This window comes from Pedococcus sp. P2_E4 (assembly GCF_056403935.1).
The window spans coordinates 111503-130048 of record NZ_JBFUEO010000001.1; the positions used below are offsets into that span (position 1 = coordinate 111503).

The window sequence follows — 18546 nt, forward strand, 5'->3', positions numbered from 1 at the left end:
CATGCTGGGAGGATGTCGGCCATGACGTCCTTCCAGCCCGACGGACCCCTCGCCCTCGCCGGCTACGCCCACGTCTACTCGGGCAAGGTCCGCGACCTCTACGCGCCGCTCGACGGCTCCGGCTCCCCGCGCGACGACCAGCTGCTGCTGGTGGCCAGCGACCGGCTGTCGGCGTTCGACTTCATCCTGCAGACGCCGATCCCTGACAAGGGTGCGGTCCTGACGCAGCTGTCGCTGTGGTGGTTCGACCAGCTGGCGGACCTCGTGCCCAACCACGTGGTGTCCACCGACGTGCCCGCCGAGGTCGCCGGCCGGGCCGTCCTCGTGCGCCGTCTGGAGATGCTGCCCGTCGAGTGCGTGGCTCGCGCCTACCTCACCGGCGGCGGCCTGCGCGAGTACCAGGCAGACGGCGCGGTCAGCGGCGTCCGCCTCCCCGACGGCCTGGTCGACGGATCGCGCCTGCCCGAGCCGGTCTTCACCCCGTCGACCAAGGCGCCCGTGGGGGAGCACGACCAGCCGATGCCGTATGACGACGTGGTGGCCGCCGTGGGGGAGCAGACGGCCGCGCGGGCCAAGGACCTCACCACTCGGATCCTCGCGCGGGGCAACGAGATCGCGGCCGAGCGCGGCATCCTCATCGCCGACACGAAGGTCGAGTTCGGGGTGTCCGACGGCGAGCTCGTACTGGCCGACGAGGTCCTGACGCCGGACTCGTCGCGGTTCTGGCCGGCCGACCAGTGGGAACCCGGCCACACCCAGCCGTCCTTCGACAAGGAGTACGTGCGCGAGTGGCTCACCTCACCTGCCAGCGGGTGGGACAGGGCCTCGGGTGAGGCGCCCCCGGCGCTGCCCGACGACGTCCTGGAGCGGACCCGGGCCAAGTACGTCGAGGCCTACGAGCGGCTCACCGGGCGGACGTTCTCGGCCTGAGCGAGCGGCGTCAGGATCGCCACCGGGATGGTCCGGCCTGCCTTGCGGGCGTACTTCGCCACCCCGGGCAGCGTGGCGAGGATGACGTGCTCCCACACGTCGTCGCGCTCGTCGCCGACGAGCTCACGAGCCCAGGCGTGCTTGCTCTGGGACCCCACCTGCAGCTCGGTCTCGCCGGCGGCGCGAAGGTTCCGGAACCAGTCGGGCTCCCGGGGACTGCCCGAGGCGGAGCCCCAGACGACGAACCCCTCGGGACGGCGGATGGCCCGTACGCAGGTCGAGTGGGGGACTGCCGTGCGGCGTCCCGGTGTGGTCAGCATGACCACCGGAGCCTCCTTCGTCCCGCCCATGCCGCGACCGCCCATCCGGCGGTACATCCACACGCCCATCCGGTTCGACTGCGCGGTCATCGACATGGGTCGAGTGTCCCGCTCGGCCCGCCCGCGGGAAAGGGCCGGAGCCCATCGGCCCGAGGACCCCACGGGCCCGGGGACCCGACCGGGACGCGCGCTCCGTCCGGGAGGTGACCGCGCGGCATACCCACTGTTGGTGCGCCGTTAGACTGCGGGTGCTTCCTTCCCCGCGCCACCCGTGCTGAACCCAGGAGACACCCGAATGGGCCACGTCGTCATTGACGTCATGCTGAAGCCAGAGATCCTCGACCCCCAGGGTCAGGCCGTCGGCGGGGCGCTTCCCCGGCTCGGCTTCGAACAGTTCACGGACGTGAGGCAGGGCAAGCGGTTCGTCCTCACGGTGGACGGTGAGGTCACCGACGCGCACCTCGCCGCCGCCGCCGAGGCGGCCGAGAAGCTGCTCTCCAACCCGGTGATCGAGGACGTCGTCTCCGTCCGGGCGGAGCAGGACGCCCAGCAGGGCCGGGCTGAGGACCCCGACCAGTGAAGGTCGGGGTCGTCACGTTTCCGGGGTCGCTCGACGACCGCGACGCGGCTCGTGCGGTCCGTGCGGTCGGTGCCGAGGCGGTCAGCCTCTGGCACGGTGACGCCGACCTGCAGGGCGTCGACGCGGTCATCCTCCCGGGTGGCTTCTCGTACGGCGACTACCTGCGCTGCGGCGCCATCGCCCGCTTCGCGCCGGTCATGGACGCGCTGATCCCGGCGGCCCGGGGCGGCCTGCCGGTCATCGGCATCTGCAACGGGTTCCAGGTGCTCTGCGAGAGCCACCTGCTGCCGGGCGCGCTCATCCGCAACGACCACCGCAAGTTCAACTGCGTCGACCAGCGCCTCGTTGTCGAGAACGCCCAGACGGCGTGGACCTCGGACTTCGAGGCCGGTCAGGAGATCACCATCGTCCTCAAGAACGGCGAGGGCGGTTTCGTGGCCGACGAGCGCACGCTCGACGAGCTCGAGGGTGAGGGTCGCGTGGTGTTCCGGTATGCCGGCGCCAACCCCAACGGCTCGTACCGCGCCATCGCGGGCATCACCAACGAGCGCGGCAACATCGTGGGCCTCATGCCCCACCCCGAGCACTGCGTCGAGGAGGGCTACGGCCCCTCGACCGACGGGCTCCCGTTCTTCACCTCCGTCCTGAAGGCACTGGCCACCTCATGACCGCGCACCCCTCGACCACCCAGATCTCCCAGCCCACGCTGGACACCGTCGCCCATGCCGCGCAGACGCCCGACGTCGAGCAGCCGTGGTCCGAGCTGGGGCTCAAGGCCGACGAGTACGCGAACATCCGCGAGATCGTCGGCCGCCGTCCCACCAGCGCCGAGCTGGCCATGTACTCGGTCATGTGGTCCGAGCACTGCTCGTACAAGTCGAGCAAGGTGCACTTCAGCCTCTGGGGCGAGAACACCACCGACGAGATGCGCGAGAAGCTCCTCGTCGGCATCGGTGAGAACGCCGGCGTCGTCGACATCGGCGACGGCTGGGCCGTGACCTTCAAGGTCGAGTCGCACAACCACCCGTCCTACGTCGAGCCCTACCAGGGTGCGGCCACCGGGGTCGGCGGCATCATCCGCGACATCATGTCGATGGGTGCCCGCCCGATCGCGATCATGGACCCGCTGCGGTTCGGCAACCTCAACCACCCCGACACCCAGCGGGTGCTGCCCGGGGTCGTCGCGGGCGTGGGCGGCTACGGCAACTGCATCGGCCTTCCCAACATCGGCGGCGAGGTCGTGTTCGACGACTGCTACCAGGGCAACCCCCTCGTCAACGCGCTCTGCGTCGGCGCCATGCGCATCGAGGACATCCACTTGGCCAAGGCCTCCGGTGTCGGCAACAAGGTCATCCTGTTCGGCGCCAAGACCGGCGGTGACGGCATCGGCGGTGTCTCGGTGCTCGCGTCCGAGACGTTCGACGAGGGCGGCCCCACGAAGCGCCCCGCGGTGCAGGTGGGCGACCCGTTCGCCGAGAAGGTCCTCATCGAGTGCTGCCTCGACCTGTACGCCGCGCACGTGGTCGACGGCATCCAGGACCTGGGCGGGGCGGGCCTCTCGTGCGCCACGAGCGAGCTCGCCTCCAACGGCGACGGCGGCATGCAGATCGAGCTCGACCGGGTCCCGCTGCGCGATGCCTCGCTGCGACCTGAGGAGATCCTCATGTCGGAGAGCCAGGAGCGGATGATGGCGGTGGTGGAGCCCGGCAAGCTCGCCGAGTTCATGGCCATCACCGACCGCTGGGACGTCGAGGCCACGGTCCTCGGCGAGGTCACCGACGGCGACCACCTGGTCATCACCTGGCACGGCGAGGTCATCGTCGACGTGCCGCCGCGCTCGGTCGCCCACGAGGGCCCGACCTACCACCGCCCGCTGGAGCGGCCGGCATACCTCGATGCGTTGCAGGAGAACGGCACCGCCACCCTCGGGCGGCCCGTCAACGGCAACGGCCTCAAGGTCGACCTGCTCACGCTGCTGGCCTCCCCGAACCTCTGCGACAAGTCCTGGGTGACGGACCAGTACGACCGCTACGTCCTCGGCAACACCGCGCTCGCGATGCCGGACGACGCCGGTGTCGTGCGGGTCGACGAGGAGACCGGCCGCGGGGTCGCCGTCTCGACCGACTGCAACGGCCGGTTCGCGAAGCTCGACCCCTACACCGGCGCCCAGCTGGCGCTCGCGGAGTCCTACCGCAACGTCGCGACGGCCGGGGCCACTCCACTCGCCGTCACGGACTGCCTCAACTTCGGCTCACCCGAGGAACCGGGCGTCATGTGGCAGTTCCGCGAGGCGGTCAAGGGGATCGCCGAGGGCTGCAAGACGCTGGGCATCCCGGTGACCGGCGGCAACGTCAGCTTCTACAACCAGACCGGTGACGTCGCCATCCACCCCACCCCGGTCATCGGGGTCCTCGGGGTCATGGACGACGTCGCGCGACGCACGCCGTCGGGCTGGAAGGCGCCGGGCCAGGTGGTCTACCTGCTCGGGACGACCCGTGACGAGCTCGGCGGCGGCGAGTGGGCGCACGTCGTCCACGGCCACCTCGGTGGGCTGCCGCCCGCGGTCGACCTCGCGGCGGAGCAGCTGCTCGGCGAGATCCTCGTCAACGCCAGCCGCGACGGCCTCGTCGATGCCGCCCACGACCTGTCCGACGGGGGGCTCGCGATCGCGCTCGCCGAAGCGACCATGCGCTATGGCGTCGGGGCCCGCATCTGGCTCGACGCGGTCTGCGAGCGCGACGGCATCGACGCGTTCACCGCCCTGTTCAGCGAGTCCACGGCCCGTGTCGTGGTGTCGGTGCCCAGGTCGGAGGAGGTGCGGTTCACGGACATGTGCACCGCCCGCGGGCAGGTCCACGCCCGCATCGGCGTCGTCGACGACGAGACCGACGGCCTCGATGTCCAGGGCCAGTTCTCGGTCGCCCTCGACGAGCTCCGTGACGCCCACACCGGCACCCTCCGGTCGGTCTTCGGCAGCTGAGAGCCCAGGCACCCCAGCGGGGTTCGCCGCGCCCGGTAGCCTCGCAACCCCGGGGGGCCGCCCGAGCACGAAGGAACACAGTGAGATCAGTCGACGACCTGGCGCGACGCCAGGCCATCGAGCAGTACCACGTGCTGGGCGAACCGGCCGAGCCGGACCTCCAGGGCCTCGTCGAGCTCGCCGCCATCGTGTGCGGGGTGCCGACGGCCGTCGTCAACATCATCGACGACCAGCGGCAGCACCAGATCGCCGCGGTCGGCTTCGCGCCCGCGGTGTGTGAGCGCGAGGACTCGATGTGTGCCGTCGTCCTCGACGAGGCGCGCCGAGTCGAGGTGTTCGACGCCCGGGAGGACGCGCGATTCGCGGACAACCCGTTCGTCACCGGCGAGATCGCCAAGGTGCGCTTCTACGCGTCCAGCCCACTCGTCACCCCGGACGGCGTGGTCATCGGCACACTCTGCGTCTTCGACGACACCACGGGAGAACTGGGCAGTGAGGCAGCGCACGGGCTGGACGTCCTCGCCCGCCAGGTCGTCGACGTCCTCGAGCTGCGTCGCACCGCCCGTGAGCTGGAGCGGTCCAACGAGCAGCTCGCCCACTTCGCCGGGCAGGTCAGCCACGACCTCACCAACCCGCTGGCGGCACTGTCGGGGTTCCTCGAGGTGGCCGCGGGCAGCGAGTCGCTCGACGCGGCCCCGGACGTCGCCCACGCCCTCGGCCGGGCCGAGCTGTCGGCTCGGCGCATGCAGGCCCTCATCTCCGACCTGCTCGAGTACGCGCGGGTCGGTGGCCGGGTCCGCACGACCCGGGTCGACCTCGGCGTGCTCGTCGCGGTCGTCCTCGAGGACCTCGGCCCGCAGGTGCAGGCAGCGGGTGCGGCGGTCGAGGTGGCAGACCTGCCGGTGGTCACGGCCGACCCGACGATGCTGCGCGCGCTCGTCCAGAACCTCGTCGCCAACGCCGTGAAGTTCAGCTCGGTCGGCGGGCGACGGCCTCGGGTCGCGGTCACGGTCGAGCACGTCTCCGGTGGCTGGCGGCTCGCGGTCGACGACGACGGCCCCGGCGTGCCACTCGCGCAGCGGGACCGCGTCTTCGGGCTGATGGAGCGCGGTGGTCAGGAGGGCGTCGACGGCCTGGGCATCGGCCTGAGCACCTGCCAGCGGGTCGTCGCCGCCCACGGTGGGCGGATGGGCATCGACACCTCGCCCCTCGGGGGCGCGAGCGTCTGGGCGATCCTGCCCGACCACGCCTGACCCACGACCCGCGCCACAAGCGAGCGGCCCGGTCGCGCTTCCCCCTGCGCGGCCGGACCGTTCGTCCCCTTGGTGTCCCCTCCAAGAGAGTAGGCCGGTCTCGCGGGCCCGTACATGGGTAGAAGTACCCATCTCGGGGGGCCGTTCGCCCGAGTCGAGGGCCCGTGCGACGATGCCGGTATGCCGTCGCGCCGCCGAGTTCCCGTGTCCGAGGGCACGGCCGCGGTGGCGGTCTGGCAGGAGGCGGGCACGGCCACGGACCGACCCGACCTGGCGACCGCCGTGCGCTACACGCTCGAGGAGCTGGCCGCAGTCGCGCCCGGACGCAGCGTCGAGGTGCGGGTCCCGCCCTTCGGTGCGGTGCAGTGCGTCGAGGGCACCACGCACACCCGGGGCACCCCTCCGGCCGTCGTCGAGACCGACGCCCACACCTGGCTGGCCATCGCGACGGGGCGRCTCGGCTGGGACGACGCCTGGGAGTCGGGCACACTCCAGGTGAGCGGCCGGCGAGCCGACCTCACGGCATACCTGCCTCTGGTCTGACCGTCACACCACCCAAGGAGTCTGGTCCCATGCAGATGAAGCTCGAGCTGGTTCCCCTGCCGGTCGCGGACGTCGACCGGTCCATCGCGTTCTACGCCGACACGCTCGGCTTCACCAAGGACGTCGACGTGCAACCCGCAGAGGGTGTCCGGGTCGTCCAGCTGACGGCCGAGGGCTCGGGCTGCTCGATCGGCTTCGGGACGGGGCTCGAGGTCTACCAGGGCGAGCCGGGCAGCATCCGGGGGCTGCACCTGGTCGTCGAGGACATCGACGAGGCGCGGGCCGAGCTGGTCCGCCGTGGGGTCGAGGTCAGCGAGGTCCATGACTTCGGGGGTGGCGTCAAGGGCGCGGAGTTCTCCGACCCCGACGGCAACTCGTTCGAGCTGCAGGAGATGGCGTGGCGCAGGGGCGACACGTTCTGAGAGCGGGCGCCCACGCAGGACGGCTCACTCGCCGGGGAAGCTCACCCCGAGCTGGGTGCGCACCGAGTCGAGCAGTCCCATGATCTCGACCGTCTCGTCGAGCGGCATCCACGGCGACTCCAGCTCGCCCGCGTGGATCCGTCGCGCCACCTCGACGGCCTCGAAGTGCAGGCCGTGGGCCAGGGCCGGTGCGGTGTAGCGGTCGAGCTCGCGGCCGTCGGGAGCGACGAGACGGACGGTGGCGCCGTGCTGGTAGAAGTCGCCGTCGATCTCGAGCCGCGCGCGCGTGCCGTTGACCGAGGCCGTCGTCGGTGTCTTGGTGAGCATGGTCGTGCCGAGGACCCCCACGGCTCCGGTGGCGGCGCTGACGGTGATCGCCTCCTGGGCGTCGACGCCCGTCTCGGCCAGCGTCCCGGAGGAGACCACGCTGTCGATGGGCCCGAGCACGAAGCGCGCGAACGACACGGGATAGATCCCGAGGTCGAGCAGGGCGCCCCCCGCGAGGGCCGGGTCGGACAGCCGACGCGGCCCGTCGGGGTACAGGTGCTGGCCGTGGTCAGCCATCACCGTGTGCACCTCGCCCAGGACGCCCTCCTCGAGGCAGCGCCGGACGACGTCCATGTGCGGAAGGAAGCGCGTCCACATCGCCTCCATCGCGAAAACCTTTGCAGCGCGGGCAGATTCGACGACAGAGCGAGCCTCGTGGGCATTGCGCGTGAAGGCCTTCTCGACGAGGACCGGCTTGCCGGCACCGAGGGCGAGCAGCGCCTGCGCTTGGTGCTCGGAGTGCGGCGACGCGACATAGACCGCGTCGACATCCGGGTCCTCGACGAGCTCGGCATAGGAGCCGTATGCCGTGACGACACCGAAGTCGTCCGCGAAGGCCTGCGCCCGGTCGAGGTTTCGGGACGCGACGGCCTGGAGCTGCTGCGTGGTCCCGGCCCGCAGGGCGGCGGCGAAGGCTCGAGCGATCCCGCCGGGGGCGAGCACGCCCCACCGCAGCGGGGGAGCGTCCATCGGGTCGGGGGTGCGGGGCGTGGGGAGCGTGGTCACGGGCCCATCCTCACGGCTGGTGGGACTCAGCGCACCCGCCACTCGCCCGATGACGTCGGTGGGGCCGGGGTCGGCACCGCGTCGGCATCGGTGAACGGCTGGGCCGAGCCGAGCAGCCGGGCGAGCTCGACGCCGTGCTGGACGCGACTGGGGAAGGTCGCCTTGGCGACGTTGCGGACCACAGGGCCGAGGGGGAGAGGGTGGCGGGAGGCGGCAAGGACGAGGTTGCCGAACCGCCGCTTCTTCCAGATGCCGACCTGGGCGACCGCGAGCGTGTGCGGCAGGGCGATGGCCAGACCTGCGTGGACCCTCGCGGCGTGCCGCAGGTCCGGCTCGTCGGCGGTGTTCATCAGCAGCACCCCGCCCGGCCTGAGCACCCGGGCCGCGTCGGCGAACCACTCGGCGCTCAGCAGGTCGGCCGGCACCTGGTTGTCGGCGTAGGCGTCCACGACGATCGCGTCGGCGCTGGCCTCCGCCAGGGCCGCGACGCCCTCGCGCCCCGCCTGGGGCCGGACCCGGATCCGGTGACCGCGCGGCAGCGGAAGGTCGCGTCGGACACGCTCGGTGAGGGCAGCGTCGGGCTCGATGACGATCTGCGGTGAGCCGGGACGAGTGTGCGCGACGTACCTCGGCACGGTCATCGCCGCTCCGCCGACGTGCGTCACGGCCAGCGGGCCGGGCGGCAGCGCGTCCAGGACGGCCCCGAGCAGCTGGACGTAGCCGAAGACGAGGAGGGCGGGGTCGTCGAGGCTGACGTAGGACTGCGGGTAGCCGTCGATCAGGACGGTCGTGCCTCCGCGCTCGTCGGACTCGACCTCGAAGTGCTCCCGGGCGACGGCGTCAGACCCCGTGACGCCCCTGCCGGCGCCGGCACCCGCCTTGCTACCGGTCCGGGCGGGTCGCCGACCCCGGTTCGGGCTCAAGGCCGGATGAGGGACTTGATGGCACGCCGTTCGTCCATCGCGGCATACCCTTCCGCCACGTCGGCGAGGGGGACCTCGAGGTCGAAGACGGCGCCCGGGTCGATCGCGCCCGAGAGCACGTCGTCCCGCAACTGGGGCAGGTACTGGCGGGCCGGCGCGATGCCCCCGGCGATCCCGACGTTGCGCACGAACAAGTCCCGAACCGGGTACTCGATGCCGTGCGGCACCCCGACGTAGCCCACGGTGGCGCCCGGGCGGGCGGCGGCGATCGCCGTCTGCATGGACTCGTTGGTGCCGACGCACTCGAGCACCGCATCGGCGCCCACGCCCTCGGTCAGCTCGTGGACGGCAGCCACGGCATCGTCGCCGCGTGCCTCGACGACGTCGGTGGCCCCGAAGGCCCGCGCAACCCGTTGGCGCGACTCGTGACGCGACATCGCGACGATGCGCTCGGCCCCCATCCGCTGGGCGGCCAGGACCGCACACAGGCCCACGGCGCCGTCGCCGACGACCACGACCGTGTCTCCCTCGTCCACGCGCGCGGCGACGGCAGCGTGCCAGCCGGTGCCCATCACGTCGCTGAGCGTGAGCAGCCCGGGCACCATCGAGTCGTCGGGCACCTCGCGCGTCGACACCAGGGTGCCGTCGGCGAGGGGGACGCGGACGTACTCGCCCTGCCCGCCGTCGACCATCACGCCGTTCGGGTCCTCTCCACCCCAGAAGCCGCCGTGGACGCACCGCGACTGGATCCCCACGCGGCAGTGCGGGCAGGTGTTGTCGGAGTACATGAACGGCGCGATGACGAAGTCGCCGGGCCGCAGGCCGCGGACCTCGGCCCCGACCTCCTCGACGATCCCCACGAACTCGTGGCCGATCCGCGTCGGGCCGTGCACCTCGTTGATGCCGCGGTAGGGCCACAGGTCGCTTCCGCATACGCAGGCGGCCGTCACCCGCACGATCGCTTCAGTCGGGGCGGCGAGCGTGGGGTCGGGCACGTCCTCGACGCGGATGTCCCGAGGGGCGTGCAGGATCGTGGCTCTCATGCCTCCACCCTGCCACGGCGGTCCCGGCCGGGGGCGCCGCCGGGGGCCACGCGGCATACGCTCGGCGCATGCGATTCGGGATCACGATCCTGCCTGAGGCCCGCTGGGCCGACATGGCGCCGCGGTGGCAGACAGCCGAGGAAATGGGCTTCGACCACGCGTGGACCTACGACCACCTGGTSTGGGCKGGRCTGCRGGACTCRMCGTGGTTCGGYGCSCTGCCGACGCTGACGGCCGCGGCGATGGTGACCCGGCGGATCCGGCTCGGCACCTTCGTCAGCTCGCCGAACTACCGGCACCCGTACCTGTTCCTGCGGGACCTGCTCGCGGTCGACGACATCTCGGACGGCAGGCTGCTGGTCGGGCTCGGCACCGGGGGGGACCTCGACGCCCGGATCACGGGTGAGGACTGGCCGCTCAAGGAGCGGGTCGACCGCTTCCACGAGTTCGTGGCGGTCCTCGACCGGCTCTTCCGGGAGGACCACGTCGACCACGACGGCGACCACTACCGGACCCTCGACGCGCGCACGCTGCCCGGGGCGGTCCAGACTCCCAGGCCACCGTTCGTCATCGCCGCCAACGGACCACGCGCCCTGCGTCTGGCCGCGGGACACGGACAGGGCTGGGTCACCTATGGCAAGGGCGGTGACACCCTGGACGACTGGTGGGCCGGCCTGCGCGAGCTCGGAGAGCGGCTCGACACCGCCGAGGAGGCGGCCGACCGTGAGGTCCCGCTCGACCGCTACCTCTCGCTCGACGGCTCGCCGCAGTACTCGCTCGAGAGCGTCGCCGTCTTCGAGGACATGGTGGGGCGGGCGGCCGCACTGGGCTTCACGGACGTCGTGACCCACTGGCCCCGCGACGGTGACCCCTATGCCGGATCCGAGGACGTGCTGTTCGAGGTCGGGTCCCGGCTCGAGGTGCTGCGCTCCGCGACCTGACCAACTCCCCCACGTGCGTCGGGTCAGGAGAAGGCGAACAGGGCGATGGGCTCGCTCGTCGGAGCCGGCGACCCACCCGTGGGTTCCATCGTGATGCCGGCACCCGTTGCCACGGCGGCATCGCCGTCGAGCTCCATCGTGAGGGTCGGCTTGGCGTCGTGCGGCATCAGCCCGGCCGAGACCATGCCCCTGCCCGGGATGTCGAGCCAGAGCTGGTAGTCCTTGCCGAGTGGGGCGGCGGGCATGTTGTCGGCGATGATGACCGCCTTGCCCAGGGACTCGCTGCGCACGATCGTGGCGCGGGCGCCGTCGATCGTCTTCTCGTAGCGCTGGGCGTCGGTGGCGCGGAGCACCTGCTCCGTCGCGGTCAGCTGCCCCGTCGACCCGCCGTCGTCCCACGGGCTCCAGGCGAGCCCACCGACCAGGACCGCCGCGGCTGCCGCGGCCGTCGCCAGCCAGGTGGTCACCCGTCGACGGGGACGCAGGGGGACCACCGTGCCCGGCTGGGCGCCGGACTCGGGCAGGTCGGAGTCGTCGGAGGGCGTCCACGCGGGCGAGGCGTCGTGCCCACCCGGATCGGACGGTGCACCGCCGGTCGAGGGTTCGGGGATGTCGGCGCGGGGGACGTCGAGGGGAGGCAGCGGCCGGACCGTGCGGATGCCGGCCAGCACCGAGTCGCGCAGCGATGCCGGCGGGGCCACCTGTGTCGTGAGGGAGAGCCGCGCCGCGGTCTCGCGCAGCTCGCTCACCTCCGCGCGGCACTCGGGGCACTCCGCGAGGTGCTGCTCGAAGGCAGCGCGCTCGTGGTCGTCGACGGCATCGACCGCGTAGGCGCCGACCAGGCTGTGGATGTCGGCACTCATGACTGCACCCCCATGGTGTCTCTCAGACGGATCAGGCCGTCGCGTATTCGGGTCTTGGCCGTGCCCAGGGGCACGTCCAGGAGGGAGGCCACCTCGGTGTGGGTGTAACCCCCGAGGTAGGCGAGCTCGACCGCGCGTCGCTGGGCGTCGGTGAGGGAGTCCAGCGCGCGGTGGACGCGCTGGGCGTCCAGACGCCGGTCGACCTCGTCGGCCGTGGCGTCGTAGGCACGCTCCTGGTTGCGCGAGCCGTAGGAGTCCTCGCGGTCGGTCGACGCCTGCGCGGACCGCACCCGGTCGACCGCCTTGCGGTGGGCGATGGTGAGCATCCAGCTCACCGCGCTCCCTCGCTGGGGGTCGAACCGGGCGCTGGTGCGCCAGATGTCGAGCAAGGCTTCCTGGGCGACCTCCTCGGACTGCGCCGGGTCGCGCACCACTCGCAGGACCAACCCGTAGACCCGAGCGGAGACTGCGTCGTAGAGGCGGGCGAACGCGTCCTCGTCTCCGAGGGCGCACGCGCGGAGCAGGGCGGCGAGGTCCGGTCCCACGACGGCACCCCCCCAGGCCGGTTGGGAACCTGGGGTGGGAGCCGTCATGGGAACCATCATCGCGTACTCAGTCTCAGCCGGGGAGGAGGACGCCGTCGATGATGTACACCGTGGCGTTGGCGGTCTGCACGTTGCCGCAGATCACGTTGGCCTCGCCGACCTTGAAGGCCTCACCCGAGCCCGTGACGGTGATGGTGCCGCCACCCAGGGTCTTGTGCTCGCCCGCGAGCGTCTCGGGGGTGAGCTTGCCGGGCACGACGTGGTTGGTGAGCACCTTGGTGAGCAGACCCTTCGGGTCCTTCATCGCGGCGTCCATCGTGGCCTTCGGGACGGCCGCGAAGGCGTCGTTGGTCGGCGCGAACACGGTGATGTCCTTGGCCGAGTTCAGCGTCTCGCCGAGTCCGGCCTCGCCGACCGCGGTCACGAGGGTCGAGAGAAGCGGGTTGTTGCTGGCGGCGGTGGCGACCGGGTCGGTGGCCATGCCGGTGAACGAGCCCTTGCCGTCCTTCGGGACGGCCTGGCAGCCGGCGCCGAACGGCTCGGCAGCCATGTCGTCGGTGGTGGTCGTGGAGCTGGAGCTCGAGGACATGGAGGACGTCGAGGACGACGAGGCTCCGGCGTCCGTGGAGCCCGAGTCGCCACAGGCGGCGAGACCGAGCGGGAGGGCAAGACTGAGGGCAGCAATGGTGCTGCGGCGTGCGAGTCGCATGAGGTGGCTCCTTGGTCGGGACTGTCTGACACCCGGTATTCGGACCTGCCCCAGAGGTGGATTGGGCTCTGCCTCAACATTTTTCGGGTCCTCGAGCACATCGGGTTCTCGAGTCCTCGAGTCAGCGGGTCACGACGTGCGGAACGGGGATGCCGCACGCGCGGTAGGTCGCGCGCCCGGCATCCCCGCGGGATTCGAGACGGTGGGTCGGGCCTGGTGTGGCCGTTCAGTCGATGATGACGACGATGGAGTGGTAGCCGGAGGCCCCGTCGGGGAACGGGTCGGCGCGATCCTGCGTCTGCACGCGCTTGGTCCCGTCGGTCGCGCGGACCGTGAGGTCATGGCGACCCGGCTTGGCGTCCCACATCCAGTACCACTGACGCCAGTAGTCGATGTTGGCGTCCGGGCCGAGGGTCGCCTTCTCCCACGGGCCGTCGTCGATGCGGACCTCGACCCCGGTGATGCCGCGCTGCTGCGCCCAGGCCACCCCGCCGATGGCGACCCGTCCGGCGGGATAGGTCGCCAGGCCGGCCGGGGTGTCGATGCGGGCCTGGGTCTTCACGTCGGCCTTCTCGGCCCAGCCGCGCTTGGTCCAGTAGGCCTTCTCCGCGCCATACGTCGTCGCGGTCAGCTTGGTGACCCACTTGGTGGCCCCGACGTAGCCGTACAGTCCGGGCGTCACGAGGCGTGCCGGGAAGCCGTGCTTGGCGGTCAGCGGCTTGCCGTCCATCGCGACGGCGATCATCGCGTCCCGGTCGTCGGTCAGCGCCTCGATCGGCGTCGAGATGGTCATGCCGTCCGTGGACTCGCTGAGGATCTGCTCGACGCCGGGCTTCACCTTGGCGCGCTCCAGCAGGTCCTTGACGCGCACCCCGAGCCACCGGGTCGAGCCGATGTACGGGCCGCCGACCTCGTTGCTCACGCAGTTGAGGGTGATGTCGCGCTCGATCATGGGCAGCTTGAGCAGCTCGTCGAAGGTCAGGCTGAACGGGGCCTCGACGTCGCCGCCGACCTCGAGTCGCCAGGAGTCGACGTCGACGCGGGGAATCACGAGGGCGGTGTCGATCCGGTAGAACGTGTCGACCGGCGTGCGGAACGTGCTGACGCCCTTGATCTTCCCCTCGATCCCGGCGGGCAGCGCTGCGCTGGCCTCCTGGGGGGCGGGCAGGACGATCGACGAGGGTGCGGTCGCGGGAGCGGACAGCTTCTGCCCGAGGGCGCCGAGGGTCGCTGCGCCGGCCGTGACGCCGGCGGCGCCGAGCAGGAAGTTGCGCCGACCGGGCCTGCCCGCGACACCCGAGGCGTATGCCGAGTGGTCCAGCGGCGACTCCGGCGCTGCCTGCGCGCCGCCACCCTTCGCGGCGGGGGCGGGCCGGACCTCGCCCGTGGCCGCCAGCCGGCCCAGCGTCGTGAGCACCATGGCCCCGACGGCGGCGGTGACCAGCCCCGGGAGGACGTCCTGCGGAAGGGCGGTCGGCCGCAGCATGGCAGCAGCCCCGGCCAGGCCGGCCAGCACGACGATGAGGACCGTGGCGAGGGTGGGGCGCCTGCGCCAGGCCACGCCGATCGCTGCGGCCGCGAGGACTGTCACGATGGACACACTGGCCAGCAGGATCGGCTTGTCGGCGGTGCCGAAGTTCTTCACCGCCCACTCCTTGACGGGCGTTGGGGTGGCGTCGATGACCGTGGACCCCACCGCGAGGACCGGGGAGGCGGCCGGGTTCACGAAGGCGGCCACGAAGTGCCCCAATGCCATGCCGGCCGCGGCGGCGAGCACGCCGCACACGGCATACGGCCACCACTTGGTCCACGCAGTCCTGTCCATGACTGGCATTCGTTCCCCACGTCCGTTCGGATGGGCCGCCCCGGCGTCCGTCGGGGCCGGCGGGTACCGTGGCAGGCGTGTCCAGCACTCGTCGTTACGCCAATTTTCCCGCCTTCATCGGCACCGGCGCCATCCTCGGGTTCATCGTCGGCTCGGCGTTCGCGTACTTCGGTGACGACACGGCGACCTACGGCCACGACTACAGCCTGACGAGCGCCGTGCTCTTCCTGGGCGTTGCCGGGGCGTTCGTCTTCGCCCTCGTCGCGGCCGTCGTCGCGGTCCTGCTGGACCGGCGCGACTGATCCCTGTGCGAGACTGAGCCACGTGGCACGCGGCGACGGACAGCTCTCGCACGATCTGCTCCCCGGCGAGAAGGGCCCGCAGGACGCCTGTGGGGTCTTCGGCGTCTGGGCTCCCGGCGAGGACGTCGCCAAGCTGACCTACTACGGCCTCTACGCGCTGCAGCACCGCGGCCAGGAGTCGGCCGGCATCGCGACCTCCGACGGCCGCAGCATCCTCGTCTACAAGGACATGGGCCTGGTGTCCCAGGTCTTCGACGAGCGCTCGCTCGCCTCGCTGCGCGGCCACCTCGCGGTCGGTCACTGCCGCTACTCGACCACCGGTGGCTCGACCTGGGAGAACGCCCAGCCCACCCTCGGCGGCCATGCCGAGTCGACGGTCGCGCTGGCCCACAACGGCAACCTCATCAACTCCGCCGAGCTGCGCGAGCGCGTGGCGACCCGTCGCGACGAGGGCTACGGCGGTGGCAGTGGCGGTGAGCTCGGGCGCGGCAACACGACCGACACGGCCCTCGTGACGGCGCTGCTGGCCGACGACCCAGACCGGTCGCTCGAGGCCGCGGCGATGGACCTGCTGCCGACGTTGCGCGGCGCCTTCTGCTTCGTGTTCATGGACGAGCACACCCTGTATGCCGCGCGCGACCCGCAGGGGATCCGTCCCCTCGTCCTGGGTCGCCTCGAGCGGGGCTGGGTCGTGGCCTCCGAGACCGCAGCGCTCGACATCGTGGGTGCGTCCCTGATCCGCGAGGTCGAGCCCGGCGAGCTCATCGCCATCGACCAGGACGGGCTGCGCTCGCAGCGCTTCGCCCCCGTCGACCGCAAGGGCTGCGTCTTCGAGTACGTCTACCTCGCCCGCCCCGACACCACCATCAACGGTCGCGGGGTCCACGAGTCGCGGGTCGAGATGGGCCGCACCCTCGCCCGCGAGCACCCCGTCGAGGCCGACATGGTGATGCCGACGCCCGAGTCCGGCACCCCTGCAGCCATCGGCTTCGCCCAGGAGTCCGGCATCCCGTACGGCCAGGGCCTGGTCAAGAACTCCTACGTGGGGCGCACCTTCATCGCGCCCTCCCAGACGATCCGGCAGCTCGGCATCCGGCTCAAGCTCAACCCGTTGCGCGAGGTCATCAAGGGCAAGCGGCTGGTCGTCGTCGACGACTCGATCGTCCGCGGCAACACCCAGCGGGCGCTGGTGCGGATGCTGCGCGAGGCGGGTGCGGCCGAGGTCCACGTCCGGATCTCCTCGCCGCCGGTGCGCTGGCCCTGTTTCTACGGCATCGACTTCGCGACCCGCGCCGAGCTGATCGCCACCGGCATCGGCGTCGAGGAGGTCTGCACCTCGATCGGCGCCGACTCGCTGGGCTACATCTCCGAGGAGGGGATGATCGCCGCGACCGAGCAGCCGACGTCGCAGCTGTGCACGGCCTGCTTCACCGGGTCCTACCCGGTCGAGCTGCCCGACGAGAGCCGGCTCGGCAAGAACCTCTTCGAGACGCTGCCGATCGACGTCGACGTCGAGGGTGTCAGCCTCGGGGTCTCCGGCGGGGCCGAGGACGCCCTCGCCCGACCCTGAGCCGGCCCAACTAGACTCCCTCTCGTGCCTGAGCCGATCACCTATGCCTCCGCCGGTGTCGACGTCGAGGCCGGTGACAAGGCCGTCGAGCTGATGAAGGCGTCCGTCCGCCGCGCCACCCGTCCCGAGGTGCTCGGCGGTCTCGGTGGCTTCGCGGGGATGTTCGACGCCAGCGCCATCGCCCGCATGACCCACCCGGTCCTCGCGACGAGCACCGACGGCGTCGGCACCAAGGTCGCGATCGCGCAGGCCCTCGACCGGCACGACACCATCGGCTTCGACCTGGTCGGCATGGTCGTCGACGACATCGTGGTCTGCGGGGCCGAGCCGCTGTTCATGACCGACTACATCGCCACCGGCAAGGTCGTGCCCGAGCGCATCGCCGCCATCGTGTCCGGGATCGCGGCCGCCTGCGAGCAGGCGCGGGTGGCCCTCGTCGGCGGCGAGACCGCCGAGCACCCGGGCCTGCTCGAGCCCGACGAGTACGACGTGGCCGGCGCCGCGACCGGCGTCGTGGAGTATGCCGACGTGCTCGGTCCCGACCGCGTCGCGCCCGGCGACGTGGTCCTGGCCTTGGGGTCGAGCGGCCTGCACTCCAACGGCTACTCGCTGGTGCGCCGGGTGGTCGCGTCGGCCGGTTGGCAGCTCGACCGCCACGTCGAGGAGTTCGGCCGGACCCTCGGCGAGGAGCTGCTCACCCCGACCCGGGTCTACTCCGCCGACCTGCTCGACCTCGTCCGCACCGACGGGGTCGACGTCCACGCGCTCTCACACGTCACGGGTGGCGGCCTCGCGGCCAACCTCGCGCGCGTCCTGCCCCCCGGCCTACATGCCAGGCTCGACCGGGCCAGCTGGACGCCGCCGGCGGTGTTCTCCACCATCGGCTCGCTGGGCCAGGTGCCGAGGGCCGACCTCGAGCGCACCCTCAACATGGGGGTGGGGTTCGTCGCGATGCTCCCTGCCGACCACGTCGACGCGGCCACCCGCGTGCTGCAGGCACGCGGCATACCCGCCTGGGTCATCGGCGACGTGACCGGGGCCGAGGACGCGCGCATCGACGACGGCCACGAGGTCGTCCGGGGCGCCAAGGGCGTCGAGGGTGGCGCCGTCCAGGTCGTGGGCGAGCACCCGGTCGCCTGACTCTGGCCCGTGGGCGGACCCTGGTCTACCGTCGAGGCATGTGGTCCCTCGACGACGAGGACGTCGTCGTCCGGCAGTACCGCTACCTGCTGCGCACCGCCCCGGGCGACGCGATGGAGCACGCCCACGTCGAGGCCCTCGAGTCCCTCGACGAGAACGCCCGCGCCGCCCTGCTGAGGGCCGTGCAGTCCGGCCTCGTCGCCGGCATGCGCCTCACGCCGCAGCAGGTCAACTCGCTGGCGCACCTCATCACCCTGGGCGAGCGCCGCCGCCCCGGGGCGTTCCTGGCCGCCTGCGACGAGCGCGTTCTGCGCGCCCTTGCGGAGCTGGCCGTCGTCGCCGAGGCCTCGTTCGGCCTCTTCGGCGGGTATGCCGCGTGGGACGGTGCCGAGCCCGTCACCGACGATGACGGCTGGGTCGACGGCGGCTTCGGGGAGCGCTGGCACGACGCGCTGGTGTCCCGGACGACCCCCGGGGTCGTCGGCAGGGGACTCAACTCACCCGACTTCGCCGCAGGTGGGTACTGACGGGTCATACCGCTGGTGGAGCACATGGACGCATTCCGTCGGAGGCGCCACGCGGGGTCACCCGCGTAACGTCGATG

General features: G+C 71.9%; 20 protein-coding genes. 12 read left to right on the forward strand and 8 right to left on the reverse strand.

Annotated elements, in window-relative coordinates:
* Positions 1-21 precede the first annotated feature (21 nt).
* On the forward strand, positions 22-930 hold the full coding sequence (locus AC1DV7_RS00540) for a phosphoribosylaminoimidazolesuccinocarboxamide synthase (protein ID WP_477593506.1): 909 nt from the start codon (positions 22-24) through the stop codon (positions 928-930).
* On the opposite strand, the gene AC1DV7_RS00545 is transcribed toward AC1DV7_RS00540, so the two are convergent.
* Positions 894-1346: a nitroreductase/quinone reductase family protein gene (locus AC1DV7_RS00545; RefSeq protein WP_477593508.1), complete on the reverse strand. Its 453-nt coding sequence runs from the start codon at positions 1344-1346 to the stop codon at positions 894-896. The genes AC1DV7_RS00540 and AC1DV7_RS00545 overlap by 37 nt on opposite strands.
* A 199-nt stretch (positions 1347-1545) precedes the next feature.
* On the opposite strand from AC1DV7_RS00545, the gene purS reads away from it, so the two are divergent.
* The 6 genes from purS (at position 1546) to AC1DV7_RS00575 (ending at position 7028) form a co-directional block, all read left to right on the forward strand.
* A complete protein-coding gene (gene purS / locus AC1DV7_RS00550) occupies positions 1546-1830 on the forward strand; it encodes a phosphoribosylformylglycinamidine synthase subunit PurS (protein WP_477593510.1) in 285 nt (94 codons plus the stop codon).
* Positions 1827-2498, forward strand: coding sequence for a phosphoribosylformylglycinamidine synthase subunit PurQ (gene purQ, locus AC1DV7_RS00555; RefSeq protein WP_477593512.1), 672 nt, complete (start codon positions 1827-1829; stop codon positions 2496-2498). The genes purS and purQ overlap by 4 nt, the downstream gene beginning before the upstream one ends.
* Positions 2495-4810, forward strand: a complete 2316-nt coding sequence (gene purL, locus AC1DV7_RS00560) for a phosphoribosylformylglycinamidine synthase subunit PurL (RefSeq protein WP_477593514.1) — start codon at positions 2495-2497, stop codon at positions 4808-4810. The genes purQ and purL overlap by 4 nt, the downstream gene beginning before the upstream one ends.
* Positions 4811-4890: 80 nt before the next feature.
* A complete protein-coding gene (locus AC1DV7_RS00565) occupies positions 4891-6063 on the forward strand; it encodes a sensor histidine kinase (protein WP_477593516.1) in 1173 nt (390 codons plus the stop codon).
* A 180-nt stretch (positions 6064-6243) separates the two neighbouring features.
* Complete coding sequence (locus AC1DV7_RS00570) at positions 6244-6606, forward strand: sterol carrier family protein (protein ID WP_477593518.1); 363 nt, start codon at positions 6244-6246, stop codon at positions 6604-6606.
* A gap of 29 nt (positions 6607-6635) precedes the next feature.
* Positions 6636-7028, forward strand: a complete 393-nt coding sequence (locus tag AC1DV7_RS00575; RefSeq protein ID WP_477593520.1) for a VOC family protein — start codon at positions 6636-6638, stop codon at positions 7026-7028.
* Between the two features lie 24 nt (positions 7029-7052).
* Here the strand turns inward: AC1DV7_RS00575 and AC1DV7_RS00580 are convergent, their stop codons facing one another.
* The 3 genes from AC1DV7_RS00580 to AC1DV7_RS00590 are packed head-to-tail and all read right to left on the reverse strand — an operon-like array spanning position 7053 to position 10047.
* A complete protein-coding gene (locus AC1DV7_RS00580) occupies positions 7053-8081 on the reverse strand; it encodes a Gfo/Idh/MocA family protein (RefSeq protein WP_477593522.1) in 1029 nt (342 codons plus the stop codon).
* 26 nt (positions 8082-8107) lie between these two features.
* A complete protein-coding gene (locus AC1DV7_RS00585; RefSeq protein WP_477593524.1) occupies positions 8108-9004 on the reverse strand; it encodes a spermidine synthase in 897 nt (298 codons plus the stop codon).
* Positions 9001-10047, reverse strand: coding sequence for a zinc-dependent alcohol dehydrogenase family protein (locus tag AC1DV7_RS00590; protein ID WP_477593526.1), 1047 nt, complete (start codon positions 10045-10047; stop codon positions 9001-9003). Before AC1DV7_RS00590 ends, AC1DV7_RS00585 begins: the two co-directional genes overlap by 4 nt.
* Before the next feature lie 68 nt (positions 10048-10115).
* Here AC1DV7_RS00590 and AC1DV7_RS00595 point away from each other — a divergent pair, with 68 nt between their 5' ends.
* Positions 10116-10988, forward strand: coding sequence for an LLM class flavin-dependent oxidoreductase (locus AC1DV7_RS00595; protein WP_477593528.1), 873 nt, complete (start codon positions 10116-10118; stop codon positions 10986-10988).
* Between the two features lie 23 nt (positions 10989-11011).
* Here AC1DV7_RS00595 and AC1DV7_RS00600 read toward each other — a convergent pair whose 3' ends face one another.
* The 4 genes from AC1DV7_RS00600 to AC1DV7_RS00615 form a co-directional block, all read right to left on the reverse strand.
* Positions 11012-11851, reverse strand: a complete 840-nt coding sequence (locus AC1DV7_RS00600; protein WP_477593530.1) for an anti-sigma factor — start codon at positions 11849-11851, stop codon at positions 11012-11014.
* Entirely contained in the window at positions 11848-12396 is a 549-nt protein-coding gene (gene sigK, locus AC1DV7_RS00605) for an ECF RNA polymerase sigma factor SigK (RefSeq protein ID WP_477593532.1), read from the reverse strand. The genes AC1DV7_RS00600 and sigK overlap by 4 nt, the downstream gene beginning before the upstream one ends.
* A gap of 73 nt (positions 12397-12469) precedes the next feature.
* Positions 12470-13105, reverse strand: coding sequence for a fasciclin domain-containing protein (locus tag AC1DV7_RS00610; protein WP_477593534.1), 636 nt, complete (start codon positions 13103-13105; stop codon positions 12470-12472).
* 226 nt (positions 13106-13331) lie between these two features.
* Complete coding sequence (locus tag AC1DV7_RS00615) at positions 13332-14930, reverse strand: molybdopterin-dependent oxidoreductase (RefSeq protein WP_477593536.1); 1599 nt, start codon at positions 14928-14930, stop codon at positions 13332-13334.
* A gap of 77 nt (positions 14931-15007) precedes the next feature.
* Between AC1DV7_RS00615 and AC1DV7_RS00620 the strand changes: the two genes are divergently transcribed.
* Genes AC1DV7_RS00620 through AC1DV7_RS00635 form a run of 4 tightly spaced genes read left to right on the forward strand, consistent with a single transcriptional unit; the run spans position 15008 to position 18469 of the window.
* On the forward strand, positions 15008-15232 hold the full coding sequence (locus AC1DV7_RS00620; protein ID WP_477593538.1) for a hypothetical protein: 225 nt from the start codon (positions 15008-15010) through the stop codon (positions 15230-15232).
* 22 nt (positions 15233-15254) lie between these two features.
* Positions 15255-16802 carry an amidophosphoribosyltransferase gene (purF, locus tag AC1DV7_RS00625; protein WP_477593540.1) on the forward strand — a complete coding sequence of 516 codons (1548 nt, stop codon included), beginning with the start codon at positions 15255-15257 and terminating at the stop codon, positions 16800-16802.
* A gap of 24 nt (positions 16803-16826) precedes the next feature.
* Positions 16827-17942: a phosphoribosylformylglycinamidine cyclo-ligase gene (gene purM, locus AC1DV7_RS00630; protein WP_477593542.1), complete on the forward strand. Its 1116-nt coding sequence runs from the start codon at positions 16827-16829 to the stop codon at positions 17940-17942.
* 38 nt (positions 17943-17980) lie between these two features.
* On the forward strand, positions 17981-18469 hold the full coding sequence (locus tag AC1DV7_RS00635) for a hypothetical protein (protein ID WP_477593544.1): 489 nt from the start codon (positions 17981-17983) through the stop codon (positions 18467-18469).
* The last annotated feature ends 77 nt before the right edge of the window (positions 18470-18546 follow it).

Bases quoted from the DNA above. Each gene is read 5' to 3' on its own strand.
- AC1DV7_RS00575 (WP_477593520.1), top strand. From the start codon at position 6,636: ATGCAGATGAAGCTCGAGCTGGTTCCCCTGCCGGTCGCGGACGTCGAC.
- AC1DV7_RS00615 (WP_477593536.1), bottom strand. From the start codon at position 14,930: ATGGACAGGACTGCGTGGACCAAGTGGTGGCCGTATGCCGTGTGCGGC.
- purS (WP_477593510.1), top strand. From the start codon at position 1,546: ATGGGCCACGTCGTCATTGACGTCATGCTGAAGCCAGAGATCCTCGAC.
- AC1DV7_RS00635 (WP_477593544.1), top strand. From the start codon at position 17,981: ATGTGGTCCCTCGACGACGAGGACGTCGTCGTCCGGCAGTACCGCTAC.
- AC1DV7_RS00545 (WP_477593508.1), bottom strand. From the start codon at position 1,346: ATGTCGATGACCGCGCAGTCGAACCGGATGGGCGTGTGGATGTACCGC.
- AC1DV7_RS00590 (WP_477593526.1), bottom strand. From the start codon at position 10,047: ATGAGAGCCACGATCCTGCACGCCCCTCGGGACATCCGCGTCGAGGAC.
- purL (WP_477593514.1), top strand. From the start codon at position 2,495: ATGACCGCGCACCCCTCGACCACCCAGATCTCCCAGCCCACGCTGGAC.
- AC1DV7_RS00610 (WP_477593534.1), bottom strand. From the start codon at position 13,105: ATGCGACTCGCACGCCGCAGCACCATTGCTGCCCTCAGTCTTGCCCTC.
- AC1DV7_RS00600 (WP_477593530.1), bottom strand. From the start codon at position 11,851: ATGAGTGCCGACATCCACAGCCTGGTCGGCGCCTACGCGGTCGATGCC.
- AC1DV7_RS00540 (WP_477593506.1), top strand. From the start codon at position 22: ATGACGTCCTTCCAGCCCGACGGACCCCTCGCCCTCGCCGGCTACGCC.